The 21,075-nt window shown below is 65.1% G+C and carries 21 protein-coding genes; 10 read left to right on the top strand and 11 right to left on the bottom strand.

All coding sequences use genetic code 11. The features are described from left to right. Positions 1 to 41: 41 nt before the first annotated feature. Positions 42 to 698: a CGNR zinc finger domain-containing protein gene (locus ACWZJV_RS26970; RefSeq protein ID WP_457179557.1), complete on the top strand. Its 657-nt coding sequence runs from the start codon at positions 42 to 44 to the stop codon at positions 696 to 698. Positions 699 to 822: 124 nt separating this feature from the next. On the opposite strand, the gene ACWZJV_RS26965 is transcribed toward ACWZJV_RS26970, so the two are convergent. Beyond that, positions 823 to 1,857: an NADP-dependent oxidoreductase gene (locus ACWZJV_RS26965; RefSeq protein ID WP_457179556.1), complete on the bottom strand. Its 1,035-nt coding sequence runs from the start codon at positions 1,855 to 1,857 to the stop codon at positions 823 to 825. Positions 1,858 to 1,952: 95 nt separating this feature from the next. Here ACWZJV_RS26965 and ACWZJV_RS26960 point away from each other — a divergent pair, with 95 nt between their 5' ends. The 4 genes from ACWZJV_RS26960 to ACWZJV_RS26945 all read left to right on the top strand — a co-directional run bounded on the left by ACWZJV_RS26960 (position 1,953) and on the right by ACWZJV_RS26945 (position 5,613). Next, on the top strand, positions 1,953 to 2,837 hold the full coding sequence (locus tag ACWZJV_RS26960; RefSeq protein WP_457179555.1) for an NmrA family NAD(P)-binding protein: 885 nt from the start codon (positions 1,953 to 1,955) through the stop codon (positions 2,835 to 2,837). A 165-nt stretch (positions 2,838 to 3,002) separates the two neighbouring features. Further along, positions 3,003 to 3,752: an alpha/beta fold hydrolase gene (locus ACWZJV_RS26955; protein ID WP_457179554.1), complete on the top strand. Its 750-nt coding sequence runs from the start codon at positions 3,003 to 3,005 to the stop codon at positions 3,750 to 3,752. Between the two features lie 55 nt (positions 3,753 to 3,807). Then, positions 3,808 to 4,800 carry an LLM class flavin-dependent oxidoreductase gene (locus ACWZJV_RS26950; protein WP_457179553.1) on the top strand — a complete coding sequence of 331 codons (993 nt, stop codon included), beginning with the start codon at positions 3,808 to 3,810 and terminating at the stop codon, positions 4,798 to 4,800. Positions 4,801 to 5,124: 324 nt separating this feature from the next. After that, positions 5,125 to 5,613: a hypothetical protein gene (locus ACWZJV_RS26945; RefSeq protein WP_457179552.1), complete on the top strand. Its 489-nt coding sequence runs from the start codon at positions 5,125 to 5,127 to the stop codon at positions 5,611 to 5,613. Between the two features lie 96 nt (positions 5,614 to 5,709). Here the strand turns inward: ACWZJV_RS26945 and ACWZJV_RS26940 are convergent, their stop codons facing one another. Beyond that, positions 5,710 to 6,819: an alkene reductase gene (locus ACWZJV_RS26940; protein WP_457179551.1), complete on the bottom strand. Its 1,110-nt coding sequence runs from the start codon at positions 6,817 to 6,819 to the stop codon at positions 5,710 to 5,712. A gap of 125 nt (positions 6,820 to 6,944) precedes the next feature. Between ACWZJV_RS26940 and ACWZJV_RS26935 the strand changes: the two genes are divergently transcribed. The 3 genes from ACWZJV_RS26935 (at position 6,945) to ACWZJV_RS26925 (ending at position 9,972) form a co-directional block, all read left to right on the top strand. Beyond that, entirely contained in the window at positions 6,945 to 7,295 is a 351-nt protein-coding gene (locus ACWZJV_RS26935) for an ArsR/SmtB family transcription factor (RefSeq protein ID WP_457179550.1), read from the top strand. 248 nt (positions 7,296 to 7,543) lie between these two features. Next, positions 7,544 to 8,836, top strand: a complete 1,293-nt coding sequence (locus ACWZJV_RS26930) for an MFS transporter (RefSeq protein ID WP_457179549.1) — start codon at positions 7,544 to 7,546, stop codon at positions 8,834 to 8,836. 101 nt (positions 8,837 to 8,937) lie between these two features. Next, positions 8,938 to 9,972 (top strand): alpha/beta hydrolase fold domain-containing protein, encoded by a 1,035-nt coding sequence (locus tag ACWZJV_RS26925; protein WP_457181997.1) that lies wholly within the window; start codon positions 8,938 to 8,940, stop codon positions 9,970 to 9,972. Positions 9,973 to 10,201: 229 nt separating this feature from the next. Here ACWZJV_RS26925 and ACWZJV_RS26920 read toward each other — a convergent pair whose 3' ends face one another. Then, positions 10,202 to 10,705 (bottom strand): hypothetical protein, encoded by a 504-nt coding sequence (locus ACWZJV_RS26920; protein ID WP_457179548.1) that lies wholly within the window; start codon positions 10,703 to 10,705, stop codon positions 10,202 to 10,204. 579 nt (positions 10,706 to 11,284) lie between these two features. Between ACWZJV_RS26920 and ACWZJV_RS26915 the strand changes: the two genes are divergently transcribed. Beyond that, positions 11,285 to 12,007, top strand: coding sequence for an SDR family NAD(P)-dependent oxidoreductase (locus ACWZJV_RS26915; protein ID WP_457179547.1), 723 nt, complete (start codon positions 11,285 to 11,287; stop codon positions 12,005 to 12,007). Positions 12,008 to 12,045: 38 nt separating this feature from the next. Here the strand turns inward: ACWZJV_RS26915 and ACWZJV_RS26910 are convergent, their stop codons facing one another. Continuing rightward, complete coding sequence (locus ACWZJV_RS26910; RefSeq protein WP_457179546.1) at positions 12,046 to 12,381, bottom strand: hypothetical protein; 336 nt, start codon at positions 12,379 to 12,381, stop codon at positions 12,046 to 12,048. Positions 12,382 to 12,400: 19 nt separating this feature from the next. Next, the gene (locus tag ACWZJV_RS26905; protein WP_457179545.1) at positions 12,401 to 13,063 is read right to left on the bottom strand and encodes a pyridoxamine 5'-phosphate oxidase family protein; all 663 of its coding nucleotides are present in this window, start codon (positions 13,061 to 13,063) and stop codon (positions 12,401 to 12,403) included. Positions 13,064 to 13,187: 124 nt separating this feature from the next. On the opposite strand from ACWZJV_RS26905, the gene pdxR reads away from it, so the two are divergent. After that, positions 13,188 to 14,642 carry a MocR-like pyridoxine biosynthesis transcription factor PdxR gene (gene pdxR / locus ACWZJV_RS26900; protein ID WP_457179544.1) on the top strand — a complete coding sequence of 485 codons (1,455 nt, stop codon included), beginning with the start codon at positions 13,188 to 13,190 and terminating at the stop codon, positions 14,640 to 14,642. A gap of 144 nt (positions 14,643 to 14,786) precedes the next feature. On the opposite strand, the gene ACWZJV_RS26895 is transcribed toward pdxR, so the two are convergent. The 6 genes from ACWZJV_RS26895 to ACWZJV_RS26870 all read right to left on the bottom strand — a co-directional run bounded on the left by ACWZJV_RS26895 (position 14,787) and on the right by ACWZJV_RS26870 (position 20,789). Then, positions 14,787 to 15,035, bottom strand: coding sequence for an amidase family protein (locus ACWZJV_RS26895; protein ID WP_457179543.1), 249 nt, complete (start codon positions 15,033 to 15,035; stop codon positions 14,787 to 14,789). 20 nt (positions 15,036 to 15,055) lie between these two features. Further along, positions 15,056 to 16,198 carry an amidase gene (locus ACWZJV_RS26890; RefSeq protein WP_457179542.1) on the bottom strand — a complete coding sequence of 381 codons (1,143 nt, stop codon included), beginning with the start codon at positions 16,196 to 16,198 and terminating at the stop codon, positions 15,056 to 15,058. A 26-nt stretch (positions 16,199 to 16,224) separates the two neighbouring features. Beyond that, positions 16,225 to 17,436, bottom strand: coding sequence for an ABC transporter substrate-binding protein (locus ACWZJV_RS26885; RefSeq protein WP_457179541.1), 1,212 nt, complete (start codon positions 17,434 to 17,436; stop codon positions 16,225 to 16,227). A 209-nt stretch (positions 17,437 to 17,645) separates the two neighbouring features. Beyond that, positions 17,646 to 18,521, bottom strand: a complete 876-nt coding sequence (locus ACWZJV_RS26880) for a carbohydrate ABC transporter permease (protein WP_457179540.1) — start codon at positions 18,519 to 18,521, stop codon at positions 17,646 to 17,648. A 43-nt stretch (positions 18,522 to 18,564) separates the two neighbouring features. After that, on the bottom strand, positions 18,565 to 19,425 hold the full coding sequence (locus ACWZJV_RS26875; RefSeq protein ID WP_457179539.1) for a carbohydrate ABC transporter permease: 861 nt from the start codon (positions 19,423 to 19,425) through the stop codon (positions 18,565 to 18,567). After that, the gene (locus ACWZJV_RS26870) at positions 19,425 to 20,789 is read right to left on the bottom strand and encodes an amidase (protein ID WP_457179538.1); all 1,365 of its coding nucleotides are present in this window, start codon (positions 20,787 to 20,789) and stop codon (positions 19,425 to 19,427) included. The genes ACWZJV_RS26875 and ACWZJV_RS26870 overlap by 1 nt, the downstream gene beginning before the upstream one ends. Positions 20,790 to 21,075 lie beyond the last annotated feature (286 nt).

The raw sequence follows: 21,075 nt of genomic DNA, 5'->3' as shown, positions 1-21,075 counted from the left end.
GCGAACCGCGTTAGCTACTGTCGCAATGTAAAGTGGGTCCCATGACCTGGATAGCGACCACACGATATGGACTGGACGTCGCACCTGATGGGCTGGCGCTCGTCCACGACTTCCTCAACACCGCCGCCGCCGATCGGCCACGCAAGGCCGACCTGCTCTCGGATGCCGAACTGGCTACCGAGTGGATGAGGGAGGCGTTGGCGACATGGGCTGAGCAGTGGGGTAGCCCTGTCCTTGAGGGCGTCGCGCTCGACGAACTCACCGAGCGCGATCTGGCCACGCTCCGGCGGGCACGGGCCGGGCTGATCGATACCATACGGACCCGCGACTTTGACGCCGACGCCCCTTCACACGGCGCAAGCGCGGCCACCACGCTGGCGGACCTCGACGTCGCCGTGGAAGCTGGCTTTGGACCCGACGGCACAGTGCACTTCAAGCCCAAGGGCCGAGGCTGGAAACTGTTGCTCGGGCCCGTCGCCCTCGAGATCCGACGGGCCCAGGACGCCGGCGCCTGGGCCCGCCTCAAGACGTGCAAGAACAACTATTGCCGTGGCGCTTTCTACGACCGCTCGCGTAACAACAGCGGCGTGTGGCACGACGTTCGCACGTGCGGCAACGCGGCCAACCTCCGCGCATCACGTGAGCGGCGCCGTCGTGCCGCTGAGCAGCCAGAGCGTCGCTCAACCAGGGCGAGTTAGCTCTTGTGACGCCACGCGCGCAGTGGCACGAGCCCCTGCTTCTCCAGGACCGCGGACGCATCGCGAGTCGGCTCACCCAAGGCAACTGGCGATGCGTCCCCGTGGCGGGAGCCACACGTACGCTCTATCCGAGTGGAGCTTCCTCAGCAACGCGGATCAGGAGCTTTCCGAAGTTCTCTCCGCGGAGCATTCCCAGGAAAGCCGATGGGGCGTTCTCGAGGCCGTCCACGATGTCCTCGCGGTACCGCAGGACACCGTCACGGACCCATCGGGATGCCTCCTCAAGGAACGTCGCCTGGTGCCGGGCGATGAACTCGGTCTGGATAAAGCCCCTCACCGTGAGGCTCTTGCGGAGGATGTTCGCCATCAGGATGCTCGCGCTGTCCGAGCTGCCATGAGCCACGTTGCCGTTGTACGTCGACACGAGTCCGCAGACCGGGACGCGTGCGAACGTGTTCAGACGCGGTAGGACATGGTTCCATACTCGCCCGCCGACGTTCTCGAAATACACATCGACGCCATCCGGGGTGGCAGCCTCGAGCATCCGGGCGAAATTGGTGGCCCGATGATCCAACGCCTCGTCGAAGCCGAGCTCCGTGATGTACGCAGCCTTGCGCGGTCCGCCAACGATGCCGACCACGCGCGCGCCAGCGATGCGTGCGAGTTGCCCAACCGTTGCCCCCACAGGACCGCTGGCCGCCGCAACGACGACAGTCTCCCCAGCTGCGGGTCGCCCGATCTCCCTGAGGCCGGCATAGGCCGTGAATCCCGGCATCCCGAGCACACCCAGTGCGGTCGAGTACGGAGCGACGGCCGAGTCGAGCTTGCGCAGCTGATCACCTGCTTGGACACCGAGGGTTTGCCACCCGGTGTGAGCCAGGACGACGTCGCCCGGGACGAAGTCCGGGTGCCTGCTTTCGAGGACTTGGGCGACCGTCCCGCCCGTCATCACGGATCCAACCTCGACAGGCGCAGCGTACGAAGCCCCGGCGTTCATGCGAGCCCGCATGTAGGGATCCAAGGATAGGAAGAGCGTACGTAGCAGCACCTCTCCCTGCACCGGCCGGGGGCTCGGAGCGCGGGCCACGCGAAAGTTCGAAACGGACGGCTCGCCATCTGGCCTCGACGCTAGCACGATCTGGATGTTCTCGTTGGGCATCAGCTTCCGCCACCTCACTTGTTGGACATAACCGTAGGATATTAGCGTATGTCTAACCAAGTGTGACCGACCCAACAAATCCCGGAGCGTGACCGATGGAACCAAGAATCCTGATTGTCGCCGGCAACGGACGGATCGCCCGCCGCGTGGCAGGTACGTTGAGCGCGGCCGGCAGTCCGCCCGATGTGCTGGTTCGCGACGCAACCAAGGCACAGCAGGTGCTCACAGACAGGAGCGGCCAGCCGAACTATCGCAAGTTGTTCGTTGGCGAGCTTGCCAACGACTCGACGATGCGCAACGCCATGTCGATGGCCACTGTCGCGTTCCTTGCAGTCGGGAGCGGTCCCCACCAAGCGGATCTGGAACGGAGCGTCATTGATGCCGCTCGCGAGGTTTCATTGGGACACCTCGTGAAACTGTCGGCCGCTCACGCGGCTCACGACGCGGTCTCGTCCGTACTTCGCGTCCACGCCGAGATCGAGGACCACCTCGCGGCGAGCACGGTCCCCCACACGCTTGTCAGCCCTACGTCCTTCATGGACCTCGCCTTGATCGATGCGACCTCGATCCAAGAGCGCGACCACTGGATTGGCACAGCGCCCGACGGCGTCAACGCCCTCATCGACTCCGCAGATGTCGTCGACGTCGTCGTCCAGGTACTGCTCGACCCCTCCAAGCGAGGCGGGACACATCTACTCACAGGGCCTGAAGCTCACAGCTGGACCGACGTCGCCCGAACGATGTCATCGATCGCCGGACGCACGATCAGCTACAACGCGGTAACTACTGGCGAACGCCGAGCACAGTTGGCGGAAGCCGGACTGGCGGAGTGGCGTATCGACCTGCTCCTTGGCATCGACGAGCTGAACCGACACTCGGTCTACAACGCCCCGAACGACGCAGTCCTGCAACTCACGGGTCATCCCGCCAGCAGCCTCGAAGCCTTCCTTCGCCGACACCAGGCTCTCCTCGGCTCCTGACAGTCGAGAACCGATTCGCCACGGATCAGCCTCTCCAGAATTTGACGCACACAAACCTGGTACACCTCTGTCGCGGCGTGTATGGTGCCCATAGATGGGCACTGTGCCCCACGTCACATCAGGCGGACCCCGGCGAGCACGGGGGTCAACGAAGAGGAGTCCTAGGTGCAGCACATCGCAGCGGTCGAGGGGTCAGGAGATCACAAGGTCTTGGTCCTGCACGGATGGGTGATGGACGCGAGCGTGTGGTTGCCGACGCGGGCGTTGTCCGATGTCGCGACGTATACCTTCGCCTACGTCGACTTCCCGGGCTATGGCTCCAACCGACCGGCGCCAGAACTGCCCGACAGTATCGATGCGATGGCCCAGTTCGCACTCAGTGCAGTCGCGGAGCTCGGTTGGAGCAACTACTCCGTCGTCGGTCACTCCATGGGGGCCACGACGGCGCTGCGTGTGGCCACGCTGGCGCCCGAAGCAGTGACTTCCGTGGTCGCCATCTCACCAGTCAGCCCGGCAGGTACGCCGTTGGACCAAGCGACGCTCAATGTCTTCAAAGATGCGTGGAACGATCCGGCGGGCGCGGTCCGCGCCTTTCTGTCGCCGACCATGAGCGACTCCGACCTCAGGCGGCTTGCCGCCCGCAACCGGGCCAGTCTCGACAAGGTCGTCTGGGATCAGTACCTCCAGAACTGGGTCGGCCCCGACTTCTTCGACGACCTGAAGTCGTACCCAGGACGCGTCACCCTTCTCGCCGGTGAGCACGACCCATTCGTCACCCAGGACGCACTCGCCGCAATCGACGTCGGCCTGCCCAACTCGAGCACTGGTGCCATCCACAGCGCCGGACACTATCCGAGCATCGAGGCGCCGCAGGCAACATGCGACGCCATCGAAACCGCACTCAGCGACGCCTAACCCGGTAGCAGGACCCGCGACCCCTCAGGAACACCTCGAAGAAACGGACCAGCAAATGAAGCTCTCATGCGTCTTCGCGCCCACGATCGACACACCCGAACACATCGCCATCGCTGAGGACCTCGGCTACGAGCGGGCGTGGACGTTCGATACTCCGCAGCAGAGTCCCGACGTCTTCATGACGCTGGCTCGTGCAGCCGAGCGAACCAACACCATTGGTCTCGGCCCGGGCGTCTTGGTGCCGAGCCTGCGCCATCCGATGGCAGCAGCGGCGGCGACCGCGACCCTCGCCCGATTGGCGCCGGGACGGGTCGCGGTCGCCTTCGGAACCGGGTTCACGGGTCGCAGGGCGATGGGTCAAAACGCGCTCTCATGGGACTTCGTAGGTCGGTACATCTCCGTCTACCGCAATCTCCTCAAGGGAGAGGTGGTGGAATGGGACGGCGCGAAGATGAAGATGTTTCCCTGTCCGGATGACCTCGCCCATGCCGCTTCGACAGTGCCGATCCTGCTCTCGGCCATGGGCCCCAAGGGCGAAGAGATCGCCCGTTCACTCGACGTTGACGGGCTGATGTCCTTCGGCTCAGCGGTTCCGGGCATGGCGAGCTTCGATTGGAGCGTCCTCCAGGTCGGCGGCACAGTCCTCGAAGCCAACGAGGACACGGGTTGTGAGCGCGTCCGCGCAGCGGCGGGTCCGGCCTGGGCGATCAACTACCACGCAGTTCACGATTTCCAAGGCGGACTCGACGCGGTGCGGACCATGCCAGGCGGAGACGCCTGGGCAGACGTGATCCAGAAGTTCCCCGAAGCTGACCGACACTTCGCGATCCATGAGGGTCACCTGATGCATCTGAACGAGGCTGACAGCGCCGCCTGGGCGAATGGCGGGAGCGCGATCGTCACAAGCGTGAGCTTCACTGGCGACGCCGGGGCGCTCCGAGCGCAGGTCGAGAATCTTTCCCATCAGGGGGTCACCGAACTCGGAATCATGACCTCCGGAACGGACATCCCGCACGAACTCGAGGCCTACATCAAGGCCCTGGCCTGAGGCCTTCCTCCGCCCTGCGGGCCATGTGGCATGAACCAGACAGCACCACCACGTCCGATCAACGGAGTGGTGCGGGCCCCTCGATAACCGACTGCCCAGTTATCCAAGCTTGGAGGGTCGCGGGCCCGCAAACGGATTTGCCGCAGCCCTTCACATCGAGGAGACGGATCATGCTGAGCATTCCAAAGCTGGGCTCCGACTACGGCGCCCATCCTAGTGGCGGCCATCCTCCCATGACGGCCGCCCGAGCAAGTGTCATCAACGAAATGTGACAGACCGACGCCTATGCGGCGTTGTAGACGCACGAACCAACGAGGGATATCAATGCACACGATCAATTTCCGAGCGACGCGCTCGATGACACTCCTCGCGGCGCTCGTCGCGTTGAGCAGCACATTCGCCGGGGCCGCCCAGGCCGTACCGGGGACGCATAGCAGGCTCACACCGGTCGGCGGCGGCAGCGGCGGCGGAACGATCGGGATCTCGCCCACTGCACACGACGTAGTCGGCGCCGACACCTTCGACGGCCAGGGGACGGTTAACGTTCACGGCCTCGCACCCAATACGGACTACAAGATTCTGCGCTGGGTCGACCTCGACCCCGATGGTGTATGCACGGGCACCTCGGCTTTGTCGCTCCCGGGCGATCCGACGCTGACAACCTCGAACGGCGGTGCGGGCGCGCTGCACTTCCAGATCAGCCGCGGCGCCCCGTTCGCCGACGGCATGCGCTATGACGTCATCGCTCGTGTCGTCGACCTCGCCGGCAACACCGTCCTCCAAAGCGATTGCCTCACGTCCCTGGTGAAGTAGCCGTACATCGCCCGCTCGCCCATGCTGTGGCATGGGCGAGCGGCTGGCAATCCGTGCGTTCCAAGGACGTGAATCGCCGGGACGTGATCGAAGCTCTCAGACCGATTCGAGGAAGGGGTAGTCGGTGTACCCTTCAGCGCCCGGTCCGTAGAACAGCTCCGGCCGAGCCTCGTTCTCGGGGTGCCCGCCCCGCCAGCGCTCGACCAGGTCGGGGTTGGCGATGAGGGACCGGCCCACGACCACGGCGTCGGCGTGATCAGCCTCGATCAGCTGCATCGCGTCCTCCCGGGTGGTCGGCTCGACGAAGCCATTGTTGACGAGCACCTTACCGTCGAAGCGCCGCCGCAGTTCCTGTACCAGTTCGTCGCCCGGCTCGGCGTGCAAGATGGAGAGGTACGCCAGGCCCAACGGGCGCAGCTGGTCGACCAGGGTGCCATAGGTGGCCAAGACGTCCTCGCGGTCTGTCTCGAAGACGTCCCCGATACTGACCTCTGGCGAGATCCGCAGCCCGACCCGCTCCGCGCCGATGGCCCGGGCGACCGCCGTGACGACCTCGATGACGAAACGTGCGCGATTCTGCGGCGAGCCGCCGTATTCATCGGTGCGCTGGTTGGCCGCCGGGGAGAGGAACTCCTGGAGCAGGTAGCCGTTGGCGCCATGGAGCTCCACGCCATCCGCTCCCGCCTCGATGGCCCGGCAGGCGGCGGCGACGAAGTCCTCCAGGGTTGCCCGGATCTCTGCGGTGGTCATCGCTTCCGGTACGGGGTAGGGCTGCTCGCCCTTCTCAGTGAACGTCTTGTTGTCGATGGCGATCGCACTGGGGGCGAGGATACGGCGGCGGCCATTGATGTCAGGGTGGGTGGCGCGGCCGGCGTGCATGATCTGCAGGACGATGCGGCCACCCTCGGCGTGCACCGCCTCGAACACGCGCTCCCAGCCGGCCGCCTGCTCGTCCGTGGCGATGCCTGGTTCACCGACGTATCCCTGCGACGCGTGGTCGGGGTAGGTGCCCTCGGTGACGATCAGCCCGACGCTTGCTCGCTGCCGGTAGTACTCGACCATCAGGTCGCCGGGAATGCCGGCGGCACCGGCGCGGACCCTGGTCAGGGGTGCCATGACAATGCGGTTGGCGAGCTCGATTTTCCCGAGCGTGACTGGGGAGAAGAGGGGCTGGTCGGACGAGAGATCTGAAGTGTTGACGGGCATTGGTTTCCTTCGCAAAGCGGTCGTGGTCAAGAAGTCGTCAGTGACAGGACGAACTTCTTCCGGCCACTGACTCTAACGCATGTACGCATAAACGCGAACATACGGAGGGCGCGTACCATTCCCTCATGGCCAGTCGAACCTCGTCCCCGCTCATCCACCCCGACGCAGACGACTTCGACCTCTTCAAGATCATGAGCGCTCTGACAGACGAGACTCGGCTCACCATCGTTGTCACCCTCGCCGCCTCACCCGGCCTCGCCTGCGGTGGCTTCAACCGAGAAGTCACCGCGTCCGTACTCACCCGCCACTTTCGCGTCCTACGCGAAGCCGGCATCATCCGACAGCACGACGTCGGTACGCGCCGCACAAACACCCTTCGCAAGGAAGAACTGGACCAGCGATTCCCCGGCCTGATGGACCTCGTTCTCAAGGAGAGCATCGGCCGCGTGGAGCCGTACACGAACGTCGACAGCTGAGCGGTCCCCGCGCGCGACGAGAAGCGGGGGCGTCCGCGCGAGACCACGTCACTGGCGTCGAGCGCCCGCGCGACCTCGTCCTCGGCGATCTCCTGCGGACCCTTGAGCGCCGACGCAGTTCCATGAGATTGAGCAGGGTCGCAGACTTCGTGTAACGTTTCACGCCGAGCAGCGGTCCTGTCCCCCCGGGCCGATCGATCGACTCCGTCGACTGCCCTCCAGCAGGGGTATCAATTCCAGGGCCCCGCATGCGCCTCCTCCGCCGTAGCTTTTGGAACTCGCGTCAAACCCGTCCAGACCAGGATTCCGATGGTTCCGGCTATCGTCTTCCGTGGTCGACGCTCTTGGTTCTTGCCGCCGCGATGTTCGTATCCCAGACGATCGAGTACCTACCGGGCGGACTTCTACCGAATGTCGCAGACGACCTGGGCCAGCCCGTCGCCGCAGTCGGCCAGCTGGTGACCGCCTTCGCCGCAGCGGTCGTCCTCACCACGGCCCCGATGTCTGCACTCACCCGTCGGCTGCCTCGACGAGGACTCTTGCTGGGTTCGCTCGTCGCGATCACCCTGGCGACCCTGGCGACGGCCGCCGCCCCCACCTTTCCGCTGCTCGTGCTGGCGCGGGTCGCCGCCGGCGTCGCACACGGCACCTTTTGGACTGTGGCCGGCGCGTACGCCGCGTACCTCGTGCCACACCATCTACTCGGGCGCGCAATGGCCATCACGGGATTGGGGGGCTCTCTCGCCGGAATCCTAGGGGTCCCACTTGGAAACGCCCTCGGGCAATGGATGGGGTGGCGCACGGCGTGCGGGGCCGTGGCAGGACTGGGAGCGATCATTACGCTGGCTACCTGGCGTCTTCTGCCGCCCGTCAAACAGCCGGCAGCCGAACGCCCGGCACGTGGCACATGGAACGGCACCATGCCAGCGGTGATGCTGGCATGCGTCGTGCTACTCCTGGTCGTGCTCGGCCCTGCGATCTTCAGCACCTATTCCGTCCCTTGGCTCGAGGACGTCGCCGATCTGCCCCGCGGCGCCGTGCCGATCTACCTTCTGCTCGGTGGAGCAGCAGGCACGATCGGACTGATCGTGACCGGCGCATTGTTCGACCGACACCCACGGACGTCGTTCGCGGTCGCCGGTACCGTTTCTGTCGCCGCGATAGCCGGGATGGCGTTGGCCGGTGCGCTCGGTGCCCCGCTCGCGGTGATCGGCGTCTCGACGGTGTGGGCCGCAGCATATTCGTGCCTTCCTGCGATGCTGATGACCCGCGTCATGAAGGAAGCCGCTCCGAGTGCCCGGCCTCTCGCTGCCGCATTGCAGACCACCGCGATCAATGTCGCCCTTGCAGGCGGTGCCGCGACAGGCGGTGCGGCCCTCGGCGTCGTCGACTTGGCGGCGCTGCCGTGGGTCGCGGCGGTGGTTCTCGCCGTCGGCGTCGCCGTCCTTGTGATCGTCGACCTGATGCGGCGTCGCCGTGAATCGGCACCGCAGGCCTCCAGCGAACCGCCAGCAGCGACCTTGACGACGCCCCCCTTGTGATCGAAAGAGCTCCCAGACCAGCCGCATACTGGGGTGGCGCACCGAGGAGCGTGTTTCCAATGGTCGGAAGCTCATGCTGATATTTGGGAATCTGGCAGGATGTGTGTGGACCACCGCCAAGAGAGTCCCCGGCTCACCAGAGTCACATCGCGTGGCCGGGGGAATGCCCGAGGAGACTCCAAGTGCCGCTTGACCCCTTTCTCGCCGGGAAGGTACGCCTCCTCGACGATGTCGCACGGTCCTCGCAGGAGGGAGAGGCGTTGGACCGATTCCAGGAGTACTCCCGTGACCCAGCACCGTGGTCGACGCCCCATGGTGTGCGAGTCGAGCATGGCGAGGTCTCGGGCCCTCACGGTCCGGTGCCGTGTCGGATATATCTGCCCGCGACTACGACCGGCATCGGATTGGTGTGGGTCCATGGCGGTGGCTTCAGCTCGGGTGACCTCGACATGCCGGAGGCTCATGTGGTCTCCGCGGAACTGGCCGCTCGAGCGCGCGCCGTCGTCGTGAGCGTCGGCTACCGGCTCGCCACGGAGGGCGTCCGTTACCCGGTACCGATCGACGACGTAGCAGCCGCCTGGACCAGCGTCGCACACGGGAAGGAGCTCGCCTGCACGGACGGGATCGAGCGTCTTTGTCTCGGCGGGGCGAGCGCTGGCGCAGCCCTGGCACTGTCCACCGCGATGCGCGTGCGCGACGCCGGCGGATCCCTGCCCTCGGCATTGCTCCTGGCCTATCCCTTCGCACACTTTCCGAACCCGGCTCCGGAGCCCGCGCTCAGCGCGGAGCTCGCCGTTCTTCCGGAGTTGTTGCGCTTCTTCCCGACCCACGTGGAAGACATGGTTCTCAACTACGTCGGTCGGCTGACGGATCTTCCACCCGACGCTCTACCCGGCACGGCTCCGCTGCATGGCCTGCCACCCGTGCACATGGTGGCCTCGGAGTACGACGACCTGCGAAGTTCGGCCGAGCTGTTGCGCCGCCAGCTGGAGGAGGTCGACGTCGAGGTCGCGTCGTATCTCTCTCGCGGGATGCCCCACGGCCACCTCAACCGCACCCCGTCGATTCCAGAGGTGGACAGGTCGCTCGACTTCTTCGCCGCCGCCCTCCGCGCCGCCGGTCGACGCACGCATTGACGTGAGACGCCGCCGGCACGCGTGGCGAAGCCGATCCAGCGACCGCCACCGACATCGCGCCCTATAGACGACTGCCTCCAGCGCCAGTTGTGCTCCGACTCCCCCATCCGGCACCAGGACCGCCAGCGGCCGGCAGAAGGAAAGGTCGCGTACGCAGCCTTCTCGGACGTCCACGGACAGGTCATGGCCAAGAAGACGTACGACTTGTCTGCGACGTGCGGTAAGAAACTCAGCTGAGGAGCTCGAGTCGCAGCGTCGCCGACAGACGCGCGGCTGGTTCCAAACGGAGCGGCCCGCTCCCGTCAGCAGGCGGCCCAGAGGGGTGGGAGGCCGGTTCGATCCCGAAGCCATCGACATCGAGAAACCAGGGGAACCCCGAGGCCGCCCGACGCTCCTGCCAGACGTATGCATGCGGAAGGAGCTGCCGATCCCAGGAGAGGCGAAGCCGGCCTTCGAGCGAAGGGATGTTGAACTCGCTGACACCAATGCCCACCGCGACGTCGTCGAAGCCAGCCGATCCCTCCGGCACCAAAGGGATCGTCGCCGAGTCGACATCGATGCGCCCCGTCTCCCCCAGCAGCGTCGCGTCGAACACCGGGTGCTCGACCCAGCTGAACGACTCGGTCCGACGGCCCACGTTGGTGATCTCCTGCTTCACGACGATCCGGCGCGATTCAACGGACACGGTGCGCTTCAGCTCGAGACATGCAGTGCCCAGGCGCAGCGACGCCATGCACGATCGTCCGGTGCTCGACATGCTCCAGCGCCGACGCGCGGCTTCTCCGTGATATGGATGGCTCACACCTCCGACTACGCGAGCGTCCCCTGCGTGGGGAATCAAGACGTTCCAGCCATCGGCGAAACGGCGGCGCCAAGGAAGCTCCGACGCTTCCGCTTCTGGCAGAGGCGGCTCCGGGCTCCAGCGGGTCCGGAGGAGGAGGTCGCGACCCGAGGGCCGATGCACCACGGATCGGATCCTTGCGCCTACGTCCTCGATCTCGGCGCCAAGGACATCGCCGTCGATACGGTGAACCCAGCTCTTCATCGCTGACCCCATGCCAGACCCGCACGCGCAACAACGTCACCACCACCGAGCATGGCGGCCTGTTGTCGGCGAGCATTCGTAAGCGCCAGCCCAACGGCCTCGGCACTCGCGGCCGCCGCGTACGTCCTGCTCCTCATCGCATGGGCCATCGCGTCAAGGCGCCCATTGCAACGGGCGAGCACGCGCGGCGGGATCGTCCCACGATGCCAAGCCACGTCTCGGAGAGGGCCTCTTCATTTTCCATACTTCGGAAATATAGTCGAATCGTTGGAATACCGCTACCATGGCGGCACACCTCGACTTCAGGAGAACCACATGAAACGTGCCCTCGTGACTGGCGCCGCCAGCGGGCTGGGTGCCGCGACGGTGACCCGGCTGCGCGACGGCGGGGTCGACGTCGTCACTGTTGACCGGACCGGCACGGTCGACGAGCAGCTGGACGTCACCGATCACGAGGGCATCGCTGCCCTTCGCGCACGTATCGGCGTCGTCGATATCCTCATCAATTCGGCCGGGATCGTGGGCCCGAATGCCCCCCTCATCGATACCGATCTCGAGGAGTGGCGGAGAACGCTCGAGGTCAATGTCTTGGGCACCGTCGCAATGATGCGCGCGTTCGTCCCCGGAATGGTGGAGAAGGGATGGGGCCGAGTCGTCAATTTCGCCAGCATGGCAGGGAAGGACGGCAATCCGAACCTCAGCGCCTATTCCGCCTCGAAGGCGGCCGTCATCGCGCTCACGAAGTCCGCGGGCAAGGAACTGGCGACAACGGGGGTCATCGTCAACGCCATCGCCCCGGCAGTCATCTCGACACCGATGAACGAATCGACAGCCCCCGATGTCCTCGCGCACATCACCAGTCTCATTCCCATGCGCCGCACTGGCGCGCCCGGGGAAGTGGCCGAACTTGTCGCCTGGCTCGCCTCCGACAAGGTCTCCTTCTCCACCGGCGCCGTGTACGACATCAGCGGCGGTCGCGCGACGTACTGATCGATTCACGTTCCCAGGCGCAAGAGCCCCTGGTCCTGCTACGAGCCGACGTAGCGTTTACGGATGCTGAGTGCGTCGACGGTGTACAGCCGTCCTGAGGCATCCTCGACGACGATGACCGTGCCGGACGTCTCACTGCGGATCTCGGCGATCGTGACGCCCTCGTCGTCGACCTCGAAACGCTGGCTCCGGGGATCGTAGGAGCCGACATCGACCACGTCCCCAACGCCGTACGCCTTGGTAAAGTAGGAAGCGTCGACCTTGATCACCATCGCTCCGAGGCTCCCAGGCATCGTTGTTGCGTGCGGCCCGGACAGCGCCTGAAGCAGATCCACGACCATGAGGTCCTCGATAGGTCCGACCATGCCGATCACCAGACCCGATCGCAGCGGATCATGATCCGTTCAGGAGACGCAGCACCGACGGCGAGAGCGGTGTGTCTTCGGCGAGGCCGTCAGCCGGCTCGGGTTCGCCGTATGCCGAGTAGATGGGAACGACGCCGCGCCATAGGTTCGGGTCGAAGTCCTCACCCGGCTCGGGAGGGGTCGGGCCGCCATCGCGAACCTTGACCGTCCACCCGTCCTCCTCGATGTCCATCACCATCGCCTTGGTCGCGGCGAGGTGCTTGCGGGTGTGGTCAGGCACCTCAGCCGGCCGGCCAGGTGTGGTGACCTCTGTGAAGAGCGTCAGCGCGTCAGCGGCTTCGTCGGCCGGGAGGTCCCGCAGGTGCCCACGAACCACGGCCGACCGGAAGCGGGCGCTGGCGTTGAACATCGTGTGGGCGTAGATCCATCCGTCCATGTGGAAGACCGAGAGCGCCGCCGGTGCTCCTTCCGAGACGTGGCGCAACGCTCCGGCGCCGGTCGAGCCGTGCATCAGGAGGCGATCACCGTCCCGCGCGTACAACATAGGCACCACCCATGGCCAGCCGTCCACGACCGTCGACAGTGTGCCGACGTGGTGGCCTGCGTCGAGGATGGCGTCAAGGGCCTCTCGGGAGTCGAGTGCCCGCTCGGGAAGTCGATGGATGCGTCGGAGTGGATCTTCTCTTGTCACCCGTTCAATCTACGAAGATTCTGGCACATCTCTCAGACCAGAATGCGGTCAAACCGGCAATCCAGTTAGAGCTAGGTGGCGGTACGCTGCGCAGATCCCATCCTTTCCATACAGGAGGTGATCGGTGTCACGTCAATCGATAGCCAACGAGCTGGTTCTAGAGCTCGATGAACGCGAGCCCACTCTCACCCGGCGTCTGTCGAGCGCGCTCGTCGCGGCGATCGCCGACGGACGGCTCGCTGACGGCGACCCCCTTCCGTCGACCCGCGTCCTCGCTGCGGACCTAGGCCTTTCGCGGGCCGTTGTCGTCGCGTCGTACGAGGAACTGGTCGCGTCCGGCTTCCTGGTCGCACGCCATGGCTCCGCGACCAGGGTCGAAGCAGGTGCGCAGCGAGCGGCCTTGGCTGGAGCGTTCGCTACTCCGTCCGCAGAGACTCCTCGGAGCGAGCGGCAACCGATCACCCCTCCTCGGTTCGACGCCCTGCCTGGATATCCAGACACAACTCTCATCGACCAACGCGACTGGAGCCGTGCATGCCGGGCGGCGGCTGCCCGGGTCCGCTCGTGGGCCGATGACATGGCGGAGATCGACCGTGGCCGGACCCACCACTTCAATCCAGCCCTGCGGGCTGAGCTGGCCGACCATCTACGACGCCATCGGGGAATTCTCTGCGACCCCGAGGCGATCTTCATCTTCCCGGGTGTCAATGCGGCGCTGCGTCTCCTCACCGGCGTATTGATGCCTGATGGGGCGCGGATAGCATTCGAGGAGCCTGGATACGCCTCAGCGCGGAGGGCGCTGGTCGCCGCAGGTGCACGACCCGTTCCAGTCCCCGTGGACCGTGACGGCTTCATGCTGGAGCAGCTACCCGACGCGGCAGGGGCTTATGTCACGCCAGCCCACCAGTTCCCCTTGGGCGCGCGGCTCTCGGTCTCTCGGCGAGCGGACCTCTTAGCCTGGGCGAAAGCTCGTGACGCGCTCATCTTCGAAGACGACTACGACGGCGAGTTCCGCTACGACGTACCACCCATGGCTGCGCTGCGAGCCATGACCGATGCACCGGAACACGTCGTCTATCTGGGGACCGCGTCCAAGACGATCGCACGCGACTTGCGCCTTGCCTGGGCAATCGTCCCGGAACGGTTCATCGGCGTTGTCCGCGCGCATCTCTTCGACCAGGGCGACTCGGCGAGCGTGTTCTCCGCTGGGATCCTCGCGGAGTTCATGAGATCGGGTGGTCTTCGCCGTCAGATCACGTCGATCCAGCGCGTCTACGCCGATCGCCGACGAGCACTGAGCCAGGCGTGCGAGCGGCTGCGACCCGAGTTCGAAGTCATGGGTATCAACGCCGGCCTCCACCTCGTGCTCGCCGCCCGCTCGGAAACGTTTGACGACATGGCGGCGACCGAAGCACTCGCGGCCAGTGGTCTGGCCTGCGCTCCCCTGAGCTACTACTACGCGAGCCCGGCAGAGCCCGGTCAGCGGCGAGGCTTGGTCTGCGGATACTCCCGGCTCCTCCCTGCGCAAGCGCACCAGGCAGTGGACTTGATCGAGGAAGTCCTCGCGGACGGTGTGTGAGCACGACTCGGATCTGCCCAGCGATACGTAACGGCAGGGCCAAGTGCGTCACCCGACGATCGGCAGCTCCAGACGGCCGAGGATGTCCTCCGATGCCATCCGTCATTGCGATGTCCTCTCGTTCTTGGCTGCCGCAGGAAGCCGTCACAGCGCAGGCCGTATCCGGCCGGCTCCGATGGCGGTCTCAACACGGTGGCCGATGCTCAGCAGTTCAAAGTCCGAGCGCATCGGTCCGATGATCTGGAGCCCTACGGGCAGACCCTCACCCGTGAACGCTGCTGGAACGGACATCGCAGGGCAGCCGGTGGCGGAGATCATGGTGCACGAGCGCATCCACTCCAGATAGTCGGACATCGGATCGCCGTCCACGGTGTGGGGATAGGTCCAGTCCACGCTGAACGGGGGCACCTGGCTCACCGCTCCGACCAGGAGACGTCATGGGTCTCGAAGAAGGCTCGCATGCGGTGGAACAGCACCGTACGCAAGCGTTCAGCTCTCCCCACCTCCGTCCCGGTGAGTCGTCGCCCCTCCTCGATATTCCGCAGCGCGTCTTCGTTGAACGCGCTCGGATCCTTTTCCGCGATCTCCCCGTAGGACGCCGCCAGAATGACCCCGCGCATCACACGGAACACCTCATCGGCTTCACGGAGGTCCGGGGCCTCGTCCTGGACCTCAGCACCTAAGTCAATGAGCACTTGACGCACCGGTGCAAGCGCTGACCTCACCCGTGGGTCGAGCGGAACTTGCCCACCGAAGTCCGGGGCCCAGGCGATGCGTTTCCCTCGCAGGTCGCCGTTCAACCCGCCGAGGAAGGTCGACGGTGGCAACTCGTGGACCAGTGGACTCCGCCGGTCGGGACCACTGACCACGGACAGGACGTACGCGAGATCCTCCGTGGTGCGAGCCATGGGACCCTTGACGGACAGGGGGGACCATGCGTACGGGTCGGGCCACGAGGGCACCATCCCTGGGCTGGGCCGAAGCGCCACGACGTTGCAGAAAGACGCAGGATTGCGCAGCGATCCCCCGGTGTCGCTGCCGTCGGCAAGCGGCACGAGCCCGGCAGCCAGCGCCGCCGCCGATCCGCCGCTGCTGCCGCCCGCGCTCCTTGTGAGGTCGTAGGGGTTGCGTGTAGCACCGAACAAGGGGTTGTAGGTGTGGGAGCCGAGTCCCAGCTCGGGAAGGTTCGTCTTGCCGATGCTGATCGCCCCGGCGGCCCGAACGCGTTCGACAATCACGTGGTTCTGCTCCGGCACGTTGTCCGCGAACAGGGGGCTCCCCTGGGTCGTTCTCATCCCAGCGGTGGGGATGTTGTCCTTGTGTGCGATCGGTAGACCGTGAAGAGGGCCGACCTTCTGGCCGGCCGCCAGCCGCTCGTCCGCCATGCCTGCTTGCTCCATGGCCTGCTCCGCGGCCAGGGTCACGATCGCGTTCACCGCCGGGTTGACCTTCTCGATGCGGGACAGATGAGCAGCCATCACCTCTCTGGCCGACGTCTCGCGCGAGCGGAGCATCTCGGCGAGCTCGACGGCCGTCATTTCGATCAGGTCGTTCATTCGTTGTTGTCCACACTGTGCATTGGTCAGGAAGACGCGATGGCGCGGAGTTGCTCGGCAGCCTTGTGGACGGCGGCTTTGGAGGTCTCTCCGCCGATCGTGACCATCTGGAACATGTTCGGGATGATGTTCTCGCTGAACATGGCTTCCTTCTTCACGCCGTCCAGCGGCGGCTGAACCCACAGTCCGCCGGCGCGGTAGCCGTCGCCGAGCGCCATCTTGTCCAGGGTCTTGCGCGCCTCCGGATACTTCTTGAAGACCTTGGCGCCAACCCATGCTGGATCTTCGTAGATGGACTTCAGCGGAGGCTGCATGTTGAACGGTCCGGTGAGGAGGTAGCCGATGAACTCCTTCTTCACGAGCCAGCTGAGGAAGTCCATCGCCAGTTCGGCGCTTTCGGCGCTCTTCGGGATGAGCCAGTAGTTGACGTCGTACCCGCTGGCGGGGGTCATTCCTGCCTCCGGTGTGGGGAATGCCTCGAACACGAACTTGTCGGAGAGCTCCTGGGCGTCGTACTCGATGGTGTCAATGATGCGACCGGAGTAGGGCGCCATGCTCGTGGTGCCGGTGATGAAGGACTTGACGATGTCGCCGTAGTCGACGCTCTCCATGCCCTTGACGAAGTACGGCTGCAGCTCTTTCAGGAAGTCGAGGCAGTCGATGCACTTGGCCATCATCTCCGAGTCCTCGAGGATGACGTTCTCATCCTCGTCGAAGAACTCGACCCCGTTCGACCAGAGCAGCTCTGCTCCGACATCCGACGTGGCCGCTGTCGCGGAGATGGGCTGGGTGATGCCGGGCATCCCGGCGCCGTCTAGCTTGACGAGCAGGGTCTTGAGGTCGTCCCACGTCTTCGGGACGGCAACCCCGACTTCGGCCAGTCGGTCGCTGCGGTAGTACATACCGATGTTGTTGATGTTGTAGGGGAAGCCGTAGTAGTGGCCGTCGTCGAGGATCAGGCTCGACTCCATGAAGTTATCGATGCCACCCGCGGCGTCTTCCATCATGCTGTCGAACTGGGTGAGGAGGTCTGGTCCCAGATAGGTGACGTCCGAGTACGAGGCGGTCGACAGATCGAACGCGTCTCCGGCCTGTACCGACGAGAACAGTTGCCGGAGGTCGCCGATGGCTTTCTGCGACAGGGACACCGAGACTCCGGTCTGCTTCTTGTATCGCTCCACCGCGCCCTTGATGAAGTTCAGGATCGGCGGATCCGTCTCCTCGTTGAGGAACGTCATCGCGTTGGCGCCGGACCCGGAGCTGGATCCGCCGCATGCGGTCGTCATGGCCAAGCTCATTGCAGCGGTACTACCGAGAAATGCTCGCCGCGTGAGAGTAATGTTCTTCATCGATTTCCTCCGCGAAGTGTGTGAACAAGTTCCCAGACGCCTGTGGCCGGGCCGAGACTGAATCGTGTTACCGGGACGGCACGGTGGCTCTATGTGCTCTATCCCTTCGTGGCCCCCAGCGTGAGACCGCTGATGAAGTACCGGGTCGTCAAGGCGACCACGATCATGGCCGGGAGGCTGACGAGGACAGCGCCGGCCATGATCTCGCTCCACGAGGCATCGAACTTCCCGTACAACGACGAGAGCCCGACCGGCAGGGTCTTCAGGTTTTCCGAGCGGATGGCCGTCAGTGGAAGGACGTAGTCGGTCCAGGCGCTGATGAACGTGAAGATGGCGACGGTGAGGATGCCCGGCCGCGACATCGGCAGGACGATGTGCCAGAAGACCTTGATCCACGAGGCGCCGTCCATGCGTGCCGCTTCCTCGAGAGAAGGCGGGATACCTGACATGAATCCGGTCATGAGCCACAGGGCCAGGGGCATGGTCAGCGACAGCAGACCCAGCACCAGTCCGGCCAGGGAGTCGTCCAGGTTGAGCCGGACCAGGATGATGAAGATGGGGATGACCAGCAGCACCTCGGGAACCATGTAACCCAGGAGGGTCGAGAAGCTGGCGAGCCGACCGGCGCGACCGCCCATCTTGGACAGCGCGTAGGCGACCGGGGTGACGATGGCGATCGTCAGCACCGTGACCGAGACCGACACGATCAGACTGTTCGTCAGGTACGTCGGAAACGGCGTCGAACTCAGAAGGTTCGCGAAGCCTTCCCAGGTGAACGGCCCTGGGAGTACGCGGGTGGTGAGCACGTCGTCGGGTCCCCGAAGCGCCGACACCACCATCCAGTAGAACGGGAACAGCGTGAACACGATCATCACGACGGTCCAGAAGTACTGGAGCGCGCGCAGCCCCGGGCTCTTCCTGATCGGACTGTTCCTCCGCCGAGCGGCCTTGCGAGGTGCGTGAGGAGAGATCACGTCGACTGGCTGGGAGCTGGGCTTGTGAACTGCCACGTCTGTATCAGGCATTGGTCCACCTCCTGGTGACCCTGAGGAAGACGGTGACGACAATCACCAGGAAGAGGAAGTTCAGCCCGGAGATCGCCGCTCCTTCACCGAGCTGGAACTGCTCGAACGCCCGGCGATAAGCGAGAATGGGAAGGTGTTCCGTGCCATTGAGCGGCCCGCCGCCGGTGGTCAGCGCGATGATGTCGAACTTGTTGAACATCCAGATCCCGCGCAGCAGCACGATCGTGATCAGGATGGGGCGGATTTGAGGAAGCACCACGTGCCAGAAGCGCTGTAGCGCATTCGTCCCGTCCATTCGGGCCGCTTCCTCCAGCTCGGGTGACACGGTTTGCAGCGCGGCCAGCACTGTGATCGTGACGAATGGAGTCCACAGCCAGACGCTGATCAGGACGACCGTCGTCATCGCCCAGCCAGGGGTCGCCAACCATGGGATGTCGGCGCCGAGCGCGGAGAACATGCTGTTGATCACGCCGCCATTGGGGTCGATCATCCAGCGCCACACCAGTACACCGACGACGGTCGGCACGACGTACGGGAAGATCACAGCGCCACGGAGGAAGGTCACGCCCCTGAACGACTCTCTCAGGACCAGCGCGAACGAGACGCCGAGGACGAGCTGCAGCACGATCGCGAAGATCGAGTAGACGATTCCGTTGACGAATGCATTCCAGAACTCGGGGTCCTGCAATGATTTCGTGAAGTTGGAGAGACCAGCGAAGGTCGGGGTCCCGATCACGGTGTCGAGGTCGAAGAACCCAAGGCCCAGGGACGTGACCACCGGGACGTAGATGAGCAGGAAGACGACTGCCGCACCAGGTAGGCAAAGCAGTAGGAAGTTCCCCAACTTGGGCATCAGGTAGCCTCCGCGTCTTCCCGACGGCGTGCCGACTCATCGTCCCGCTGCGGGCGCTCGGGCAGCGCCAATCGACCGAGACGCCGCTCGACCTGATGGGCAATCCGCAGCAAGAACTCGTCCTTGTCCAGGGCAGTCACGAGCTGCACACCGATGGGCAGCCCGGCGGCCGATAGGCCGGCGGGCAGGCTGATCGCGGGGTTCCCTGTCAGATTGAATGGATAGGTCCAAGGGGCCCACTTCTGGAATCCGTCGAGCTCGGTGCCGGGTGGGTACTCGTGCTCGACCTCGAACGCCAAACACTCCGCCACGGGGCTCACCACGATGTCGACCTCGTAAAGGAGTCGCTCCACCGTGTCTCGCAGTTGTTGCCGCAGGAAGTCCCCTTCGACCAGGTCCTGCGGAGACAGGGATCGGCCTCGCTCCGCGAGAGCCATGAGGACCGGATCCATGGGAGCGTCCGACGGCAGATCTGAGATCGCCTGGGCCGCTTCGTGACTGAAGGCGACCTCGAATGCCCGTTGGGCCATCGACAGGTTGGCTTCCCAGGGCACCTGGACCGCACCGTGGCTGGTCAAAAGACTGGCGGTGCGATCGACCGCCTCGACGATGGCCGGGTCGGTCCCCACCGAGTCGGACCAGACGGTGAACCTGAGGCCGTCAAGCTCGTCATCAGGCGTTCCGTACGCGCTCCAGGCTTCGCCGTCGCTCTTGATCACGTCGAACAGGGCCGCCACGTCCTCGACCCCGGCGCCCAAGGGGCCCTGGTGTCCGATGGAGCCGAACGCGCCGTTCGTTACCACCGGAACCCGGCCGAAGCTTGGCTTGAGGCCCACGATGCCGGTGAAGGCCGCGGGAATGCGAATCGAACCGCCGCCGTCGGATCCGAGGGCCACCCGAGTCAGACCCGCGGCAACTGAGGCTGCCGCGCCACCACTGGATCCCCCGGGTGTCAGCGCCGGGTTCCACGGGTTGCGCGTCGTCCCGTGCAGGCCCCCGTGCGTGACGCCCTTGCACCCGTGGTCCGGCATGGTGGTGCGTCCTACGACGATCATGCCGGCGGCGAGCATCTTGGCCATGGCAGGCGCATCCTCGACCACCGGAACGGCGGAGCGGGCGGCCGAGCCGAGCCGGCACGGCTCCCCTGCTCGCGCAATGTTGTCCTTCACCGATACGAGCACTCCATCGAGCGCGCTCAGTGGTCGCCCTGATCGCCAGCGCTCTGTCGAGTCAAAGGCCTGGCGACGGATCGTCTTCTCCGGGGCGAGCGAGGAGAACACGTTCAGCTCATCGTTCACGGGCCCGACGTGCTCGAGGAATCGGCTCACCGCCGAGACGGCGTCAGGCGGGTCTGGCTGTGCCATGTTGTTCAGCTCCTCTGATCTCAAGGTGCTGAGAGGCTAGCCCGATACTGGCTCATCCCTTCAGACCAGAAAGGGACAGTTTCGGCACACCAGTATTCAGCTGAGCAGATTTTTACCGAGCCACGTCAAACAGTCGCCGGAAGAGCTTTCGGAACGCGCATTACGACACCGAAATGCGTGGTAGTGCGCACGTACATCCGCACGATCAAGGCCGCGACAACGCAGCGACGCGGACCGGACGGCTCGAGCGCCCTACCGGGGCGGGGACGGGCGGATCCAGCCCGTC

This window comes from Nocardioides sp. WG-D5, assembly GCF_054031175.1.
Note: the sequence above shows the minus strand (reverse complement) of the source record. Positions and strands in the feature narration are given on the sequence as shown.